The organism is Sphingobium sp. PAMC28499, from assembly GCF_004795815.1.
In the GTDB taxonomy this organism is placed as follows: domain Bacteria; phylum Pseudomonadota; class Alphaproteobacteria; order Sphingomonadales; family Sphingomonadaceae; genus Sphingobium; species Sphingobium yanoikuyae.
The window spans coordinates 1,789,833-1,806,912 of the sequence record NZ_CP039248.1; the positions used below are offsets into that span (position 1 = coordinate 1,789,833).

Here is a 17,080-nt window from a genome sequence, read left to right on the forward strand (position 1 = left end):
CTTGGCGGAATAGGTGCGGAATGAAATTTGGACGGGAATTATCCATGGGTGACATGACCAAGGAACCCTCGATGGAAGAGATACTCTCGTCCATCAAGCGGATCATCGCCGAAGAGGGCGAGGACGCCGTTCAGGCCGCGCCGCAGCGCCGCCAGAAGACCCCGATCGACCTGAGCGCCGCGTCCCATGCGGTGATGTCGGCCGAGGTCGAGGAAGTGCTGGAACTGACCGACGAGATTCCGGTGGAGGAAGTGATGCCCGCGCCCAAGTCGACCCGCGCCGTGAAGGCTGTGGCCCCGTCCGAATCGGACGGCGACTCGATCCTGTCGGTGGAAAGCGAAGTGGCCGCGCGTCATTCGCTTTCGGCCCTGTCCACCATGCTGGTCAGCCCGCGCGAGGGCGAGGACAATACGCTTGAAGCTCTGGTTCGCTCGATGCTGCGGCCGATGCTCAAGGAATGGCTCGATGCGCGCCTGCCCGCGCTGGTCGAGGACATGGTCGCCAAGGAAATCTCCCGCATCACCGGCCGCTGAGGCCGACAGGCAGCCGATCGCGCGCCGGCCTCTTGCCGGGGGCGTAAGGCGCGCCTAGACCACGGATCATCTCATCGACGCGCCCGGCCGTGCATCGCATGCGCCGGCACGCCGTGTTTTCGATCCGAGGGTGATTTTTCCATGAAACATATCCTGCTTGCCGGCCTTGGCGCACTGGCCCTGTCGCCGATGCTGTCGTCTGCGCTGGTGGCGCCGGCGGCTGCCCGTCCTTTCACGCCCAATGACATGGTGTCGCTGGACCGGGTGTCGTCGCCGACCGTATCGCCGGACGGCAAGTGGATGGCCTATCAGCTGCGCAGCACGGATCTCGCCGATAATCGCGGCCGCACCGACCTCTATCTGCTGGCGATCGACAAGGCGGGGCAGGCGCCCCGGCTGATCGCGTCGGTGCCCGACAAGAATGAGGCATCGCCGGTCTTTTCGGCCGACGGCAGCGCGCTTTATTATGTCTCCAATGCCGGCGGTGACGACCAGTTGTGGCGCGCGCCGATCGCTGGTGGTCAGCCGGTGCAGATCAGCAAGGCGCCCGGCGGCATTTCCGGCTTCCTGCTGAGCCCCCAGGGTGACAAGGTGGCGCTGTGGGCCGACCGCCCGGTCGGTACGCGCACGATCGACGATGTGAAGGCGCCGACCCCACCAAGCGCAGGCAGCGGCCGGGTCTATGACCAGCTGTTCGTGCGCCACTGGGATACGTGGAGCGATGGCCAGCGTTCGCAAATCTTCGTCATGCCGGTCGCGGGCGGCAAGGCGGTGTCGGTGATGGGCGGCCTGGTCGGCGACAGCCCGTCCAAGCCGTTCGGCGGGGCGGAGGAACTGGCCTGGAGCGCGGATGGCAAGACGCTGTTCTTCACCCTGCGCGAGGCTGGGCGGATCGAGCCGCTGTCGACCAATCTCGACATCTTCAGCGTGCCGGCCGATGGCAGCGCCAAGCCGGTCAACCTGACCGACGCGAATGACGCGACCGACACGATGCCGGTGGTGTCGCCCGACGGCAAATGGCTGGCCTATGCCGCGATGAAGCGGCCCGGCTATGAAGCCGATCGGCTGGTCCTGATGCTGCGCAACATCGCCACAGGCGAGACGCGCGCGCTGACGCAGGGCTGGGATCGTTCGATCGGCTCGATCGCCTGGGAAACGCATGGCAAGGGGCTGCTGGTCACCGCCAATGACGTACTCGACAATCCGGTGTTCCGCGTCGATGCCGCATCGGGCAAGGTGACGCGCCTCACCGAAAAGGGTCATGCTGGCAGCGTCGTGCCGCTGCCCGATGGCGGCTTCGTCTATGCGCTGGACAGCATCCAGTCGCCGGCCGATTTCTGGAAGATGCCCGCGAAAGGCAAGCCGGTGCGCCTGACGAATGTCAACGCGCAGAAGCTGGCCGGGGTGGATGACGTGTCGGTCCAGCGCTTCAGCTTCAAGGGTGCCAATGGCGACACGGTCTGGGGACAGATCGTGAAGCCCATGGCTGCCAAGGGCAAGCTGCCGGTCGCCTTCCTGGTCCATGGCGGGCCGCAGGGCAGCTTCAACGACAGCTGGTCCTATCGCTGGAACCCCAAGGCGTTCGCCGCCCATGGCTATGCCGCGGTGATCGTCGATTTCCATGGCTCGACCGGTTATGGCCAGGCCTTCACCGACGCGATCAACCAGGATTGGGGTGGCAAGCCGCTCGAAGACCTGAAGCTTGGCCTGGCCGCGGCGGCGGCGAAGGACGCCAATGTCGACGCGGGCCGTGCCTGCGCGCTCGGCGCCAGCTATGGCGGCTATATGATGAACTGGATCGAGGGGCAGTGGGCCGACGGCTTCAAGTGCATCGTCCAGCATGACGGCGTGTTCGACGCCCGCGCCATGGCCTATGAGACCGAGGAACTGTGGTTCGACGAATGGGAGCATGGCGGCCCCTATTATGAGAAGCCGGAGGAGTTCGAGAAATGGAACCCGGTCAATCACGTCGCCCAGTGGAAGACGCCGATGCTGGTCGTGACCGGCGAGAAGGATTTCCGCATTCCCTATACGCAGGGCCTCGCCGCCTTCACCGCGTTGCAGCGGCGCGAGATTCCGTCGCGCCTGGTCGTCTTCCCTGACGAGAATCACTGGGTGCTGAAGCCCAAGAATTCGCTGCAATGGTATGACGAGGCGCTGGGCTGGCTGAACCAGTGGACCGGCGCGGCCAAGGGCAAATGAGCCTTTGAGGGGCTGGCCCGGCCTGCTATATTGACCCCATGGCAAAGATGAAGGTCGATATCGTCGATGGTCCCATCGACCTCGGCAAGCCGGGCAAGCCCAGATACCGGACCGTCCACAAGGACGGCAAGGCGGTGAAGTTGCGGGTGGTCGATGCCGATAGCCCGCAGTTCGAGGCTGAATTCCTCGCATCCTTCCGCGCCAGCGTTCGCAAGGCGCGGGAAGAGAATAAGGCGATCAGGGACAAGATTTGATCGGCAAGGGCCATGCGCGGCCGCGTCTGTGGATAGTCGCGGGCCCCAATGGCTGTGGCAAAAGCTCGGCCTATGGTCGCAGCGACGTGGCCGAATTTGATGGTTCGGTCTGGATCATCAACCCAGACCTGCTGACCGCCCGGTTGCGGGAAAGCGAAGGATTGGTGCAGGACGCCGCCAATCTGGCTGCCGTGCAGCGGATCGAGGCCTGGCTTGATGCGTCGATCGACGTGCATCAGACCATCGGCGTCGAGACCGTGCTGTCCAGTCCCAAATATCGGCGCTTGGTGGAGAAGGCGCGGGCGCGCGGCTTCGAGATACGGCTGATCTATGTCTATCTGGATTCGGTGGAGCGCCAACTGGAGCGGATCGCCTATCGCGTGGCCAAGGGCGGGCATGATGTGCCGGCCGACAAGGTGGCGGCGCGGCGCATAAGATCCTTTGCGCAACTGCGCTGGTTCTTCGACCAGGCGGATCGGGCCTGGGTGTTCGACAACAGCCTGAGCGAACCGCAACTGGTCGCCCGAAAGGGGGATGGCGGCATCACGATCCGCGCTGGTTTGCCGTCCGAAGTCATGGATAGCCTGATCTGACGTGCGCCATGCCTTGCGTGTCGTGCGGCAGGCGTTAAAGCGCGATCATGACCGAACTGCCCAAAACCTTTGACCCCGCCGCCATCGAGACCCGCTGGTACCAGCATTGGGAGGCCAATGGCCTGTTCCGTCCGGACCGTCCGGGCGCCGAACCCTTCACCATCGTCAATCCGCCGCCGAACGTGACCGGCAGCCTGCATGTTGGCCATGCGCTCGACAATACGCTGCAGGACATCGTCGTGCGCTATGAGCGGCTGCGCGGCAAGGATGCTTTGTGGGTGGTCGGCACCGACCATGCCGGCATCGCGACCCAGATGGTGGTCGAGCGGCAGCTGAACGCGGCCGGGCAGAAGCGCACCGATTTCAGCCGCGACGATTTCGTCGCCAAGGTGTGGGAATGGAAGGCGGAAAGCGGCGGTGCGATCACCAGCCAGCTGCGCCGTCTGGGCTGTTCGATGGACTGGGCCAATGAACGCTTCACCATGGACGAGGGCTTTTCCAGGGCCGTCATCAAGGTGTTCGTGGAACTGCACCAGCGCGGCCTGCTCTATCGCGACAAGCGCCTGGTCAACTGGGACCCGCATTTCCGATCGGCCATTTCCGACCTGGAGGTCGAGACCAAGGAAACGCAGGGCGGCTTCTGGCGCTTCCGCTATCCGCTGGCCGACGGCGTGACCCTGGCCGATGGCAGCGACCATATCGTCGTCGCCACCACCCGGCCGGAAACCATGCTGGCCGACATGGCGATCGCCGTGCATCCCGACGATGCCCGCTATCAGGCGGTCATCGGCAAGGAGATTCTCCAGCCGATCACCGGTCGCCGCTTCAAGATCGTCGCCGACGAACATGCCGATCCGGAACTGGGTTCGGGTGCGGTCAAGATCACGCCAGGCCATGACTTCAACGATTTCGAGGTCGGCAAGCGCGCGGGCATGAAGGCCGCGGACATGCTCAACATGTTCGATGCCGACGCCAATGTCGTGCAGACCGCCGACGGCCTGATCCCCGATCGCTTCCTGGGGCTGCACCGCTTCAAGAAGGACGGCGTGGACGGCGCGCGCGAGATCGTCGTCGCCGAGATGAAGGCGCTGGGCTTGCTGGTGCCGCATGTCACCAAGAACAAGGAGGGCGAGGAAGTCGCCGCCGATTTCGAGCCTCGCACGATCCAGACCCCCTATGGCGACCGTTCGGGCGTGGTGATCGAGCCTTGGCTGACCGACCAATGGTATGTCGACGCCGGCAAGCTGGCGGTGGCGCCGATGCAGGCGGTGCGCGACGGCCGGATCGAGATCGTCCCCAAGAGCTGGGAAAAGACCTTCTTCAACTGGATGGAGAATATCCAGCCCTGGTGTGTGTCGCGCCAGCTCTGGTGGGGCCATCAGATCCCGGCCTGGTTCGATGACGAGGGCAATGCCTATGTCGCCGAAACCGAGGAAGAGGCGCAGTTGCAGGCCGGCAACAAGACGCTGTTCCGCGATCCCGACGTGCTCGACACCTGGTTCTCGTCCGCCTTGTGGCCGTTCGGCACGCTGGGCTGGCCGGAACAGAGCGAGACGCTCAGCCGCCATTATCCCAATGACCTGCTAATCTCCGGCTTCGACATCCTGTTCTTCTGGGATGCGCGCATGGCGATGCAGGGCATGGAATTCATGGGCGATGTGCCGTGGAAGAAGCTCTATCTCCATGGCCTGGTGCGCGCGGCCGACGGCCAAAAAATGTCCAAGTCCAAGGGCAATGTGGTCGATCCGCTGGGTCTGATCGACAAGTTCGGCGCGGATGCACTACGCTTCTTCATGGCGGCGATGGAAAGCCAGGGCCGCGACGTGAAGATGGATGAGAAGCGGGTCGAGGGTTATCGCAACTTCGCGACCAAGCTGTGGAACGCGGCGCGCTTCCTGCAGGCCAATGGCGTCACCGCCTCGACCAGCCGCGAAGCGCCGCACGCCACGCTGCCGGTCAATCGCTGGATCATCGCCGAAACGGTGGCGACAGTGCAGGCGATCGACACCGCCATGGCTGAACTGCGCTTCGACGCGGGCGCCAACGCCATCTATCACTTCGTCTGGGACCAGTATTGCGACTGGTATATCGAACTGACCAAGGGTTCGATGGATGACGAGACGCAGGCGGTTGCCGGCTGGGCGTTCGACCAGATCCTGGTCATGCTGCACCCCTTCATGCCCTTCATCACCGAAGAGTTGTGGCAGCTGACCGGCACGCGCGCGCAGGAACTGATCGTGGCCGAGTGGCCGGTCGCCCTCTATGAGGTCGACACCGATGCGCAGGGCGAGATCGACTGGCTGATCCGGCTGGTGAGCGCGATCCGCACCGCGCGGACCGAACTCAACGTGCCGCCGGGCGCCAAGCTGCGCATGGTCGTGCGCGATGCGGCGGACGCAACCCGTGGCCGCCTGGATCGCCAGGGCGCGGCGCTGGCGCGCCTAGGCCGGGTCGAGAGCCTGGCCTTTGGCGAGGATGTCGCCGGCGGCGCGGCGCAGATCGTCGTCGACGAGGCAACCTTCATCCTGCCGCTGGAAGGCGTGATCGACATTGCGGCGGAAAAGACCCGCCTCGAAAAGGCGCTGGCAGCGGCGGCGAAGGAACGGGATTCGCTGGGCGGTCGCCTGTCCAACCCGGCCTTTGTCGAGAAGGCCAAGCCCGAGGCCGTGGCCAAGGCACGCGAGGACCATGCCGAAAAGACCGCCGAGGCGGAAAGGCTGAAGGCGGCACTGGACCGGCTGGGCTGAGCCGCCTAGCCTGCGCCGCAATCGGGGATAAGGGGTAAGGGCGAATGGCAGCAGGGGCACAAGGGGCGCGGGACCTGACACAGGGGCCGATCGCCTCCACCTTGCTGACATTCGCCATCCCGACGCTGGCGTCCAATATCCTCCAGTCGCTGAACGGATCGATCAACGCGATCTGGGTCGGTCGCTTCCTGGGGCCGCAGGCGCTCGCCGCGACGGCGAACGCCAATATCATCATGTTCCTGATGTTCTCCGTCGTGTTCGGCTTCGGCATGGCGTCGACGGTGATGATCGCGCAGGCGGTCGGCGCGCGCGACATGGATGCGGCGCGGCGGGCGTTTGGTTCGGCGGTCGGCTTCTGCTTCCTGCTGGCCATGGGCGTCGCGGTGGCGGGCTGGTTCGGTGGGCCGGCGCTGCTACACCTGCTGGCGACCCCGCCCGAAGCATTTGATATGGCACTGACCTATCTGCGCGTGATCTTCGTCGCGATGCCGGCCTCGCTGCTCAGCGTCATGATGATGATGGGGCTGCGCGGCACCGGTGACGCGCGCACGCCGTTGATCTTCATGATCCTGTCGGTGGCGATCGACCTGATACTTAATCCGGTGCTGATTCTGGGGCTGGGGCCGATCCCGGCGATGGGGATTGGCGGTTCGGCGGCGGCAACGGCGGCGGCGGGTTTCGTCAGCCTGATCGCGCTGGTCATCTATACCTATGCCAAGGATCTGCCGTTGCGGCTTCGCGGCGCGGAGCTTGGCTATCTCAGGCCCGCGATGGACGAGATGCGGGTGTTGTCGACCAAGGGCCTGCCGATGGGCCTGCAGATGATCGTCATGTCGACGTCCGGCCTGGTGATGATCGGCCTGGTCAATCGCGAAGGATTTCTGGTGACGGCTGCCTATGGCGCGGCGCAGCAGATCTGGACTTACCTGCAGATGCCGGCGATGGCGATGGGCGCGGCGGTCAGCGCCATGGCGGCGCAGAATATCGGCGCGGGTCGGTGGGACCGGATCAGTCGGATCACCGGCTATGGCATATCCTATCTGCTGGCGATTACCGGCGCGATGGTGGTCGTCATCCTGATCTTCCACGAAGCGCTGCTGGCGCTGTTCCTGAGCCATAACCAGGCGGTGATCGATGCGGCCTGGAACATGCAGTTGCTGGCGAGCTGGAGCTTCATGCTGTTCGGCTGCACCATGATCCTGTTCGGGGTGATGCGCGCCAATGGCGTGGTGGTGGCGCCGCTGCTGATCCTGGTCTTCACCCTCTTCGCGGTGCGCCTGGGCTTCTATTATCTCACCTATCCCCGGATCGGCGCGGATGCGCTGTGGCTGAGCTTCCCGGTGGGGTCGGCGGTGTCCCTGACGCTCGCGGCCCTGGTCTATTGGCAGGGCGGCTGGCGCAAGGCCAAGCTGATGGTGCCGATGCACGAAGAGGAATGCCGCGAGGCGGTGCATAGCGAGACCGAGCCGGCCGGTCGGATCGCGCCGACCGGCTGAGGCCGATACGCCGATCAGCGGCCCTGGTTGCGCCAGCGGGTGATGGTGCGGGTAAGGATATCGTCCTCGCCGCCGGCCTGGCGCCAGAGCTGGGTGAAGCTGGGATCGCCGGAAGCCGGGCGCCGCTGTTCTTCCAGATTGTCGAGCGCGACGCGGATCGGCACGGCGACACCTTCGCCGCAGATGATCGCCTCGCGGTTGCGCAGGGCAGGGATCGAATCGAGGAAGCCGCGCGCGCCTTCGGGCATGGCCGCCTTCACGAAGGCCTGGTCGCGGTCATTGTTGAGGCGCATCGAGATGATGGTGCCGCACTGCGACAGCACGCCTTCGGCCAGGTCGGACGGACGCTGGGTGATGAGGCCCAGCGAGACACCATATTTACGGCCTTCCTTGGCGATCCGCTCCAGGATGCGGCGCACCGCCTGCCCGCCGCCGGCGGTGCTGGCGGGAATGTAGCGATGGGCTTCCTCGCATACGAGCAGGATCGGCCGTTGCGGTTCGTCGCGCGCCCATAGCGCATAGTCGAACACCAGCCGGGACAGCACCGAGACCACCACCGAGGTGATGTCGGAGGGCATGGAGGACACGTCGATGATCGAGATCGGCTTGCCGCCCGAGGGCAGGCGGAAGACCTTGGCGAGGAAGGCCTGCATCGAATCGGCCACCAGCATGCCGGAGAACATGAAGGAATAGCGCGGGTCGCCCTTGATCTCGTCGACCTTGGACTTGAGGCGCAGATAGGGAAGCGATCCGGTGCCTTTGTCGAGCTTGCCCATCTCGTTCTGCAGGATCGCGGTGAGATCGGACAGGAGATAGGGGACGGGCGAATCCACGGTCAGGCGGCCGATGCTTTCGGCCAGACGGTTCTTCATCCGCGCGGCGAGCAGGCATTTGGCCAGGATGTCGCAATCCTGGGTGCGCTCGGCGCCTTCGGAGGTGACGAACACCTCGCAATGTTCCTCGAAATTCATCAACCAATAGGGCAGGGCGAGGTTGTTCACGTCGAACACCGCGCCATTCTGCTGGAAGGCTGCGCCATATTCGCCATGCGGGTCGATCATGACGATATGCCCCTGGGGCGACAGGTCGCAGATGCGGTGCAGGATCAGCGCTGCGCTGGTCGACTTGCCGGTGCCGGTGGAGCCGAGCAGCGCAAAATGCTTGCCCAGCATCGAATCGACATAGAGCGCCGCGCGCGTGTCCATCGTCGGATAGACAGTGCCGATCTGGACATGCGGCCGGTCGTCGGCGGCATAGATTTGCTGCATGTCATAGCTGGACACCGGATAGATGTCGGTGCCGGGTGTGGGATAGCGGGTGACGCCGCGCCGGAAGCCGTAGATGCGGCCAGTCAGCTTTTCCTCATCGCCTTCGCCCAGAAAATCGATATCGGCGATGATCGCTCCGCCATCGCGCCGGACGAGCATCAGCGACCGGATACTGGCGATCAGCCAGCGATCGCCGACCCGCATCTTCACCTGGCTGCCGACCTGGCCGGCCATGGCGAGGCAGGTGTCGGGATCATGGGCCAGCGCCGCGAGGCTGTTGGGATCGACCAGAATCTTCGAACTCGACCCGGCGATCTGGAACACCATGCCCAGCGCCTGGTGCAGGCCGGCAGACGATGCGACAGCGCCCGTGTCGTGCGAAAATTGATGTGCGCCCGGCATCTGGGTCATGAGCCTCTATTGTCCCCCGCAGCCGGCACGCGTCCGGCAATCGACCAGATTGCTATCGGGGGCAGGTAAATATTGGATTACCCACGGGCCGAAATGCCCATTGCGGAACGGCCCGTGGAGCCCGGAAATCCGCGCTGATGCGTCCCATGATCCCGCTTCCGGCTCGCTCCGTCGCGCGGGAGGGGGAACAGGAGCGGGTTTCGGGCATTGGAAACCTGCCACAATCAGGATTTTTGCTTGCCCGATATCGTCTTGGCCAATGCGACGCGCCGTTCCGACGCGATCGCGATTGCGCGTGTGATCTGCATTCTGGGTGTCGTCTATGTCCATGCCTGGACCGGACGGAACGGCCAGGATCTCGAATTGCTGCGTGGCTCGCCGCAGGAAGGGCTGCGCTGGGTGCTGATGGAGATCTTCGGCCGTAGCGCGGTGCCGCTGCTGGGCCTGATCTCCGGCTGGCTGGTCGGTGGGTCGGCGCGCACGCGCAACTGGTTCGATCATGTCGGGCGCAAGGCGCGGACGATCCTGCTGCCGATGCTGTTGTGGAATGCGGTGGCAATCCTGCTGGTGTCGGGCGCGGCCTGGCTGCTGGGTCTGTCGGCGCCGGTGCCGCAGTCGGGCGGCTGGATCGCCGAGGAATTGTTCATCATCAACCGCAATCCGGACATCAATGTCCAGATGCCATTCCTGCGCGACCTGTTCCTGTGCATGGTGGCCGCGCCCTTGCTGGTGCGGTTGCCCAACTGGATGCTGATGGCGGTCGCGCTGGCGGCGCTGTCATGCCAAATTGCGGGGCTCGGGCCGCCGGTACTGATGCGCCCGTCGATCCTCTTCTTCTTCACCATCGGCATATTGGCCCGACGCGAGGGCTGGGCGGACCGGGCCGCGGCGGTGCCGATGCTGGCAGCTTCCTTGCCCTTTGGCCTGCTGATGGGCGCGCAACTCTATGTCTCGCTCAAGGGCGGGGCGGGGCTGGCGCCGCTGGCCCTGGCGTGCCTCGATATGGCCGTGCGCATGGCCGCATCGCTCTGCTTCTGGCGGCTGGCCTGGGCACTGGCGGAAAGCCCGGCGCGCGGCCTGCTGATGCGGGTCGAGCCCTATGCCTTCTTCCTCTTCTGCGCCCATCTGATCCTGATCTGGTTGGGCGGGCCGCTACTGGGGCAATTGTTCGGTCCGCTTGGATCGCCGCTCTATCCGCTCTATCTGATCGCCCAGCCTTTCCTGGTGCTGGCGGTGGTGATCCTGATCGGCAACATGATGCAGCGCCTGTCGCCGACCATGGCCGGGCTGATGAGTGGCGGCCGGCTGGCCGCCACCTGAGGCATCAGGCCAGTTCGCGGGCGGCGATCGCCTGCGCCGCCGCCATGGCGATTTCATAGCTGCGCTTGCGCGCCGCCGGATCGAAGATCTGGGCGGCGATGATCACCTCGTCCACGCCGGTGCGATCGATGAAGGCAGCCAGGTCGCGCTCGACATCCGCCTGGGTGCCGATGCTGGAGGCGCTCAGGACATCGGACAGCATGGCGCGGGCCTGCATCGGCAAGCTGTCATAATAGCCTGCCAGCGGCGGTTGCAGCTTGCCGGGCTGGCCGGTGCGCAGCCGCACGAAGGCCTGCTGCATCGAACTGGCGATCAGTTCGGCCTCCGCCGCACTATCGGCGGCGAAGATATTATAGCCGGCCATGGCATAGGGGCGGTCAAGCTGGGCCGAAGGGCGGAAGTCGCGGCGATAGATGGCCAGCGCCTCGTCCAGCGCGGCCGGGGCGAAATGGGAGGCAAAGGCGTAGGGCAGGCCTAGCGCGGCCGCCAGTTGTGCGCCGTAGAGGCTGGATCCGAGAATCCAGAGCGGGATATTCGCACCTTCGCCCGGTGTGGCCTGAATGCCCAGCCGATCGTCGCCGGCGAAATAGGCCTGGAGTTCGAGTTCGTCGCGGGGGAACTGGTCGGCCCCGCCGCTGAGGCTGCGGCGGATGGCCTGCGACACTTTCTGGTCGGAACCGGGCGCGCGGCCCAGGCCCAGGTCGATGCGGCCGGGGAACAGCGCGTCGAGCGTGCCGAACTGTTCCGCGATCAGCAGCGGCGCGTGGTTGGGCAGCATGATGCCGCCTGCGCCGATGCGGATGGACGATGTCGCCTGGCCGATATGGGCGAGCACGACGGCCGTGGCGGCCGATGCGATGCCGGGCATGCCATGATGTTCGGCCACCCAGAGGCGGTGATAGCCCAATGCTTCGACATGGGCGGCCAGCTCGGCAGCGTCGGCAAGGGCGGCGGACACGTCGCTGCCTTCGCGGACAGGGACGAGATCAAGGACGGAGAAGCGGGTCATGGCCGCCATATGGGGCCATGGTCAGTTTTATTTCAATACCGAATATCAGCCGGCGCGACCAAAGCCCTGTGGTTCGACGCGGCGGCCGAAGGTGGGACGGCGCGCGACCAGCGGATTGGCGTCGCGATCGAGCAGGGCCATGGTCTCGGTAAAGCAGGGGCGCAGCGCCACCACGGTCTCGATCAATTCGTCCGGGCTCTCGCGAAATTCGACGCAGCGGCGTGCGACCATTTCGATCTCTTCGGCCATGGCACTGAGCCTATGGGCGCCGAACTGGGCTGATTCGCCCTTCAGCGTATGGGCGGGGCGGACGAGGGAGACGGCATCGCGGTCCCGAAAGGCCTGCTCGATGGTGCCGATCGCCTTTTCACCATCTTCGCGGAAATAGCCCAGAATGCGCATGAATGCCGTACCCAGCTCCGTGCGGGTCCGGGCAAAATCGTTCCAATCCACCAGTTCGGTAGCGTGTTCGGGCACCTGCGCACTCCTTTCCTGACGCTCGCGAGATTAGCCGGCGGGCGTAAACAGCCGGTTAAGCCGGCACCTTGCTGAGCGCGAAACGCTGCGGGGAAAGGGCGGAAAATTGCCATCCATGCTGCTGCGCCAGCGCTGCCAGTTCGAGCGGGGCGATAGCGTCGTCGGCATCAATCGTCACATGATCTGCGTCACGCATCGCTCGGGCGGCGCGCAGGACGGGCCAGGGACATTTCATGCCCCTGGCGTCGATATGGAGGGGGACGGCCTCAGGGCCGCCCGCCTCATTTGGCATAGGGGTTCTTGGCGCTGCGCAGCGTCAGGCGCACCGGCACGGCGCCGAAGCCCAGTTCCTTGCGGATCCCGTTCACCAGATAGCGGCGATAGCTTTCGGGCAGTTCGTCAAGCCGCGTGCCGAACAGAACGAACGTCGGCGGACGCGTCTTGTTCTGGGTGATGTAGCGCAGCTTGATCCGCTTGCCACCCGGTGCCGGCGGCGGATTGGCCTCCAGCGCGGCTTCGAACCAGCGATTGAGCACGCCGGTCGAAATGCGCTGCGACCAGGCGGTGCGGGTTTCGAACGCGACCTTGATCAGGTCATCGAGGCCCTTTCCGGTGGCGGCCGACACGGTCATGATCGGCACGCCGCGGACCTGCGCCAGGCCGTCGAACAGCGCCTGCTTGATACCCTGATACAGGGCCGAGCCATGTTCCACCGTATCCCATTTGTTGAGGGCGACGATGAGGGCGCGCCCTTCCTCCAGCACCTTGTCGGCGATGCGCAGATCCTGCGCCTCCAGCCCGCGGGTGGCGTCGAGCAGCAGCACCACGACTTCGGCGAAGTTCACGGCGTTGAGGCCGTCGGACACGGCCAGCTTTTCCAGCTTGTCCTGCACCTTGGCGCGCTTGCGCATGCCGGCGGTGTCGATCAGGCGGACGGGGCGTTCCTCGCCCTCATAGCTGGTCCACATCCAGTCGACGGCGATGCTGTCGCGGGTGATGCCGGCTTCCGGGCCGGTCAGCAGGCGATTCTCGCCGAGCAGTCGGTTGATGAGGGTCGACTTGCCGGCATTGGGGCGGCCAACGATCGCGAGCTTGAGCGGCGCGCTCTCCTCGTCCTCGTAAAATTCCTTCTCATGCTCCTCGCCATCCTCGCGTTCGAGATAGGGGAGCAGCGCCTGGAACAGGTCGGCCAGGCCCTGGCCATGTTCGGCGGAGAAGGGGATGGGTTCGCCCAGGCCAAGTATGAAGGCTTCCATCACGCCGGCTTCGGTCGCCTTGCCCTCGGCCTTGTTGGCGACCAGGATCACCGGGGCATCGCCCTCGCGCAGCCAGCGGGCGATTTCCTCGTCCAGCGGGGTGATGCCGGCGCGGGCATCGACCATGAACAGGGCGACGTCGCAATTCTCGACCGCGGCCTGGGTCTGCATGCGCATGCGGCCGGGCAGGCTGTGGGGATCCTCATCCTCATAGCCGGCGGTGTCGATGATGGTGAAGTCGAGGCCCAGAAGATGAGCCTCGCCCTCCCGTCGGTCGCGGGTGACGCCGGGCTGGTCATCGACCAGCGCCAGCTTCTTGCCGACCAGGCGGTTGAAAAGGGTGGACTTGCCCACATTGGGCCGCCCGACAATGGCAACTGTGGGCAGCATGATGTGGGCCCGTTTCCTTTCTATCGCTGCCCTTAACGCAGCGCCGTCAGCTTGCCGTCATCGGCAAGGATGTAGAGCATGTTGTTGGCGACCACCGGCGAGAGCGACATGGACTTGTTCATGTCCACTGCCTGCTGGATGGTGCCGGTCGCCGGATCGACATAGTTCAGATCACCATGGGTCGATACCAGAATCAGGCGGCCACCGGCAAGGACCGGGCCGGTCCAGCGGATCGCCTTGTCCTTCTTCTTTTCCTTCTGCCAGCGGCGCAGCTGGCTGATCCAGCGGATCTTGCCGGTCGCGCGGGCGACGCAGAGCAGCTTGGCATCGCTGGTGACGGCAAACACCCACTCACCTGCGATCCAGGGGGTGGAGATGCCGGCGATGTTGATCTCCCACAGGCGCTGGCCGCTGGTGAGTTCATAGGAGGCCATGCGGCCGCCCTGGCCGATCGCGAAGACGCGGCCGCGGTCGATCACCGGATCGGCGTCGATGTCGGTCAGCGAGGCGACGGCGGTGGAGATGCTGGTGCGCGACAGCGCATCACCCCACAGGGTGCGGCCATTTTCATAGCGATAGGCGTTGATTTCGCCCGAGCTATAGCCCGCGATCACCGTGCCCTGCGCAGCGGCCGGAGCGGCCACGCCGAAAATGCCGGTCACCTGCAGCGTGCCGCTGTCGGTCCACTGGGTGGCGCCGTCGCTCTGGTTGAGGGCGAAGATCTGGTTGTCCTGGCCCATCACATAGACATGGCCATTTTCCAGCGTCGGGGCGCCGCGCAGCGGGCCGCCGGGATGGACCTTCCATCCGATCGAACCATCGGCGACATTCATCGACACGACGTCGCCCACGCCGGTGCTGGCGAACAGCTTGTCGCCCAGGACGCTGACGCCGCCGCCGAACAGGGCGCGACCATTGCCCTCGGCCGGAAGGCTGGTCTGCCACAGCTTCTGGCCGGTGTTGGCATCCATCGCGATGACATGGGCGCCGGCGTCGATCACGAACAGCTTGCCGCCGGACACGACGGGCGCGGAGGCCAGACGCGCCTGGGGCGTGCTGCCTTCGATCGATGCGGTCCAGGCCTGCTGCGGCGATGCGCCCAGCGCCAGATGGCCCATCGCCTTGGACGGATCGCCGCCCGGCTGCGACCATTGGTCATTGGCGTAGGATTCGGGCAGGGTGACGGGCACGTCGGCCAGGGTCGGATCGACCTCGATCCCCTGTTCGTTCGACAGGATTGAGGTGCGGTTGCCGACCACCGGGGTCTTGGGGCCGCCCTTCTTGCCGCCGACCACGCCGCAGCCCGCCAGCATCGCAACCAGGGCGACGGTGGTCAGGGTACGGCCCATCGAGCCGAATTTCGTGATGCTGTGCTTAGCCATGCGCTTGCTTATCCCTGTACCGGTTCGGCGGGCGTTTCGACCGCATCAATTCCCAATAGCCCCGCCATCTGTCGCGCACGTGAACGGATCGACTGGGGCACATTCTCATCCTTGGCCATGGCCGCGAACATCGGGCCGGCCAGTTCGGGCTTGCGCATCTTCATATAGGCGATGGCAACCAATTCGCCGGCGCTGCCGAACCAGGGCGCGCCCTCGACGGCAAGGGGCTTGAGGCGATCGACCACCTGCTGCGGCTTGAGCGCATCGAATTCGATCGTGGTCTGACGGATCAGGGCCAGGTCGCGATAGGGCTGGTCGAGCGAGCTGTCCGCCGCCAAAGCCTTGTAGGCTTCGATCGCGGCCTTGTTGTCGCCCTTGCGCGCGGCGAGGCCGGCCTTCACCAGCAGGGCGGAGGCGCGATAGCCGGGCTGGCTGGCCTTCGCCAGCGCATCGACATCCTTGGCATCGGGCGTGCCGCCGCCGACCGCAGTCGCCAGCATCTTGTCCATCTGTTCGGACACGGCTTCCGACTGGGTCTTGCTGTAATGCTGCCAGTAGAGCCAGCCGCCAAAGGCGGCGAGGCCGACGATCAGCAGGACGGCCAGGGCGCGGCCATAACGCTGCCAGAAGGTCAGGAGCTGGTCCTGGCGGACGGCGTCATCGACCTCCCGCATGAAGGCTTCGCTGTTTTGCGGCGTCAGGGCCACGGGAATCTCCGAAAAATGGTCATTAGGGGCAGCCGGAAGGCGGGATCATTAGCGGCGTGGCAGAGACTCGCAAATCACTTTTTCGGCCGATAGACCTGATCATCGCCCGGAAAGCTGCGATTGCGCACCTCCGCGGCATAGCTTTCTGCCGCCTGGCTGATCGTTTCGGCAAGGTTGGCGTAGCGTTTCACGAAGCGCGCGGTGCGTTCGAACATGCCCAGCATGTCCTCCGCCACCAGCACCTGGCCATCGCAACGGGCCGATGCGCCGATGCCGATCACGGGTATGTCGACGCTGGTGGTGATGATGTCGGCCAGTTCCTCCATCACCCCTTCGACCACCATGCCAAAGGCGCCGGCGGCGGCCACGGCCTTGGCGTCGCCCAATATCTTGGCATGTTCCTCCTGGCTCTTGCCGCGCGCGCCATAGCCGCCCAGCGCATTCACCGCCTGCGGCGTCAGGCCGATATGGGCCATCACCGGAATGCCGCGCTGGGTGAGGAAGCGGATCGTTTCCGCCATCGCCTCGCCGCCTTCCAGCTTGACGCCGGCGCAGCCGGTTTCGGCCATGACGCGGCTGGCGCTGGCAAAGGCCTGCTGCGGCGATGCCTCATAGGAGCCGAAGGGCATGTCGACCAGCACGACGCTGTGATAGCTGCCGCGCACCACGGCGGCGCCATGGGCGATCATCATGTCGAGCGTGACCGGCAGGGTGGAGGGCAGGCCATAGATGACCTGCGCCAGCGAATCGCCGACCAGCAGCATGTCGCAATGCGGATCGAGCAGTTGCGCCTGACGCGCGGTATAGGCGGTCAGCATCACCAGCGGCTCGTCGGTCTTGCCCTCGAACTTGCGGCGCTGGATCTGGGGCACGGTCAGCCGCTTCATCGGCGCGGGCGTGGGATTGGCGCGGCTGGTCGCGGTGTCGAGCGTGAAGGTCGTGGACATGGGGCGCGGTCTAGCCCAGCGCGGGGCGGCGTGCAAATGGCGGACTGGCCGGCGCGGCATGATGCGCGCGCCGGCCGGCCGTCCTGTC

General features: G+C 65.4%; 15 protein-coding genes. 7 read left to right on the forward strand and 8 right to left on the reverse strand.

The features are described from left to right. The first annotated feature begins 44 nt into the window (after nt 1-44). The 6 genes from E5554_RS08650 (at nt 45) to E5554_RS08675 (ending at nt 7,825) form a co-directional block, all read left to right on the forward strand. Nucleotides 45-533, forward strand: a complete 489-nt coding sequence (locus E5554_RS08650) for a DUF2497 domain-containing protein (protein WP_004210714.1) — start codon at nt 45-47, stop codon at nt 531-533. A 141-nt stretch (nt 534-674) separates the two neighbouring features. Further along, nucleotides 675-2,735 carry a S9 family peptidase gene (locus E5554_RS08655; protein ID WP_136186553.1) on the forward strand — a complete coding sequence of 687 codons (2,061 nt, stop codon included), beginning with the start codon at nt 675-677 and terminating at the stop codon, nt 2,733-2,735. A 38-nt stretch (nt 2,736-2,773) separates the two neighbouring features. Further along, a complete protein-coding gene (locus E5554_RS08660) occupies nt 2,774-2,989 on the forward strand; it encodes a hypothetical protein (RefSeq protein ID WP_004210716.1) in 216 nt (71 codons plus the stop codon). Then, nucleotides 2,986-3,582 carry a zeta toxin family protein gene (locus E5554_RS08665; RefSeq protein WP_037516355.1) on the forward strand — a complete coding sequence of 199 codons (597 nt, stop codon included), beginning with the start codon at nt 2,986-2,988 and terminating at the stop codon, nt 3,580-3,582. The genes E5554_RS08660 and E5554_RS08665 overlap by 4 nt, the downstream gene beginning before the upstream one ends. Nucleotides 3,583-3,629: 47 nt before the next feature. Continuing rightward, complete coding sequence (locus E5554_RS08670; protein ID WP_136186554.1) at nt 3,630-6,329, forward strand: valine--tRNA ligase; 2,700 nt, start codon at nt 3,630-3,632, stop codon at nt 6,327-6,329. 44 nt (nt 6,330-6,373) lie between these two features. After that, a complete protein-coding gene (locus tag E5554_RS08675; RefSeq protein ID WP_136186555.1) occupies nt 6,374-7,825 on the forward strand; it encodes an MATE family efflux transporter in 1,452 nt (483 codons plus the stop codon). Between the two features lie 14 nt (nt 7,826-7,839). Here E5554_RS08675 and E5554_RS08680 read toward each other — a convergent pair whose 3' ends face one another. After that, nucleotides 7,840-9,504 carry an ATP-binding protein gene (locus E5554_RS08680; RefSeq protein ID WP_136186556.1) on the reverse strand — a complete coding sequence of 555 codons (1,665 nt, stop codon included), beginning with the start codon at nt 9,502-9,504 and terminating at the stop codon, nt 7,840-7,842. Nucleotides 9,505-9,741: 237 nt separating this feature from the next. On the opposite strand from E5554_RS08680, the gene E5554_RS08685 reads away from it, so the two are divergent. Beyond that, nucleotides 9,742-10,824, forward strand: coding sequence for an acyltransferase (locus E5554_RS08685; protein WP_136186557.1), 1,083 nt, complete (start codon nt 9,742-9,744; stop codon nt 10,822-10,824). Between the two features lie 4 nt (nt 10,825-10,828). On the opposite strand, the gene E5554_RS08690 is transcribed toward E5554_RS08685, so the two are convergent. The 7 genes from E5554_RS08690 to panB form a co-directional block, all read right to left on the reverse strand. Further along, nucleotides 10,829-11,833 carry an LLM class flavin-dependent oxidoreductase gene (locus E5554_RS08690; protein ID WP_168708694.1) on the reverse strand — a complete coding sequence of 335 codons (1,005 nt, stop codon included), beginning with the start codon at nt 11,831-11,833 and terminating at the stop codon, nt 10,829-10,831. 45 nt (nt 11,834-11,878) lie between these two features. Then, on the reverse strand, nt 11,879-12,310 hold the full coding sequence (locus E5554_RS08695) for an Hpt domain-containing protein (RefSeq protein WP_004210730.1): 432 nt from the start codon (nt 12,308-12,310) through the stop codon (nt 11,879-11,881). Between the two features lie 55 nt (nt 12,311-12,365). Beyond that, a complete protein-coding gene (locus E5554_RS08700; protein WP_136186559.1) occupies nt 12,366-12,602 on the reverse strand; it encodes a sulfurtransferase TusA family protein in 237 nt (78 codons plus the stop codon). Beyond that, nucleotides 12,592-13,956 (reverse strand): ribosome biogenesis GTPase Der, encoded by a 1,365-nt coding sequence (gene der, locus E5554_RS08705; RefSeq protein ID WP_010338561.1) that lies wholly within the window; start codon nt 13,954-13,956, stop codon nt 12,592-12,594. The genes E5554_RS08700 and der overlap by 11 nt, the downstream gene beginning before the upstream one ends. Before the next feature lie 32 nt (nt 13,957-13,988). Beyond that, nucleotides 13,989-15,338 (reverse strand): PQQ-binding-like beta-propeller repeat protein, encoded by a 1,350-nt coding sequence (locus tag E5554_RS08710; protein ID WP_210729811.1) that lies wholly within the window; start codon nt 15,336-15,338, stop codon nt 13,989-13,991. An 8-nt stretch (nt 15,339-15,346) separates the two neighbouring features. After that, nucleotides 15,347-16,045: a tetratricopeptide repeat protein gene (locus E5554_RS08715; protein WP_037516363.1), complete on the reverse strand. Its 699-nt coding sequence runs from the start codon at nt 16,043-16,045 to the stop codon at nt 15,347-15,349. A gap of 74 nt (nt 16,046-16,119) precedes the next feature. Further along, nucleotides 16,120-16,992: a 3-methyl-2-oxobutanoate hydroxymethyltransferase gene (gene panB / locus E5554_RS08720; RefSeq protein WP_004210735.1), complete on the reverse strand. Its 873-nt coding sequence runs from the start codon at nt 16,990-16,992 to the stop codon at nt 16,120-16,122. Nucleotides 16,993-17,080 lie beyond the last annotated feature (88 nt).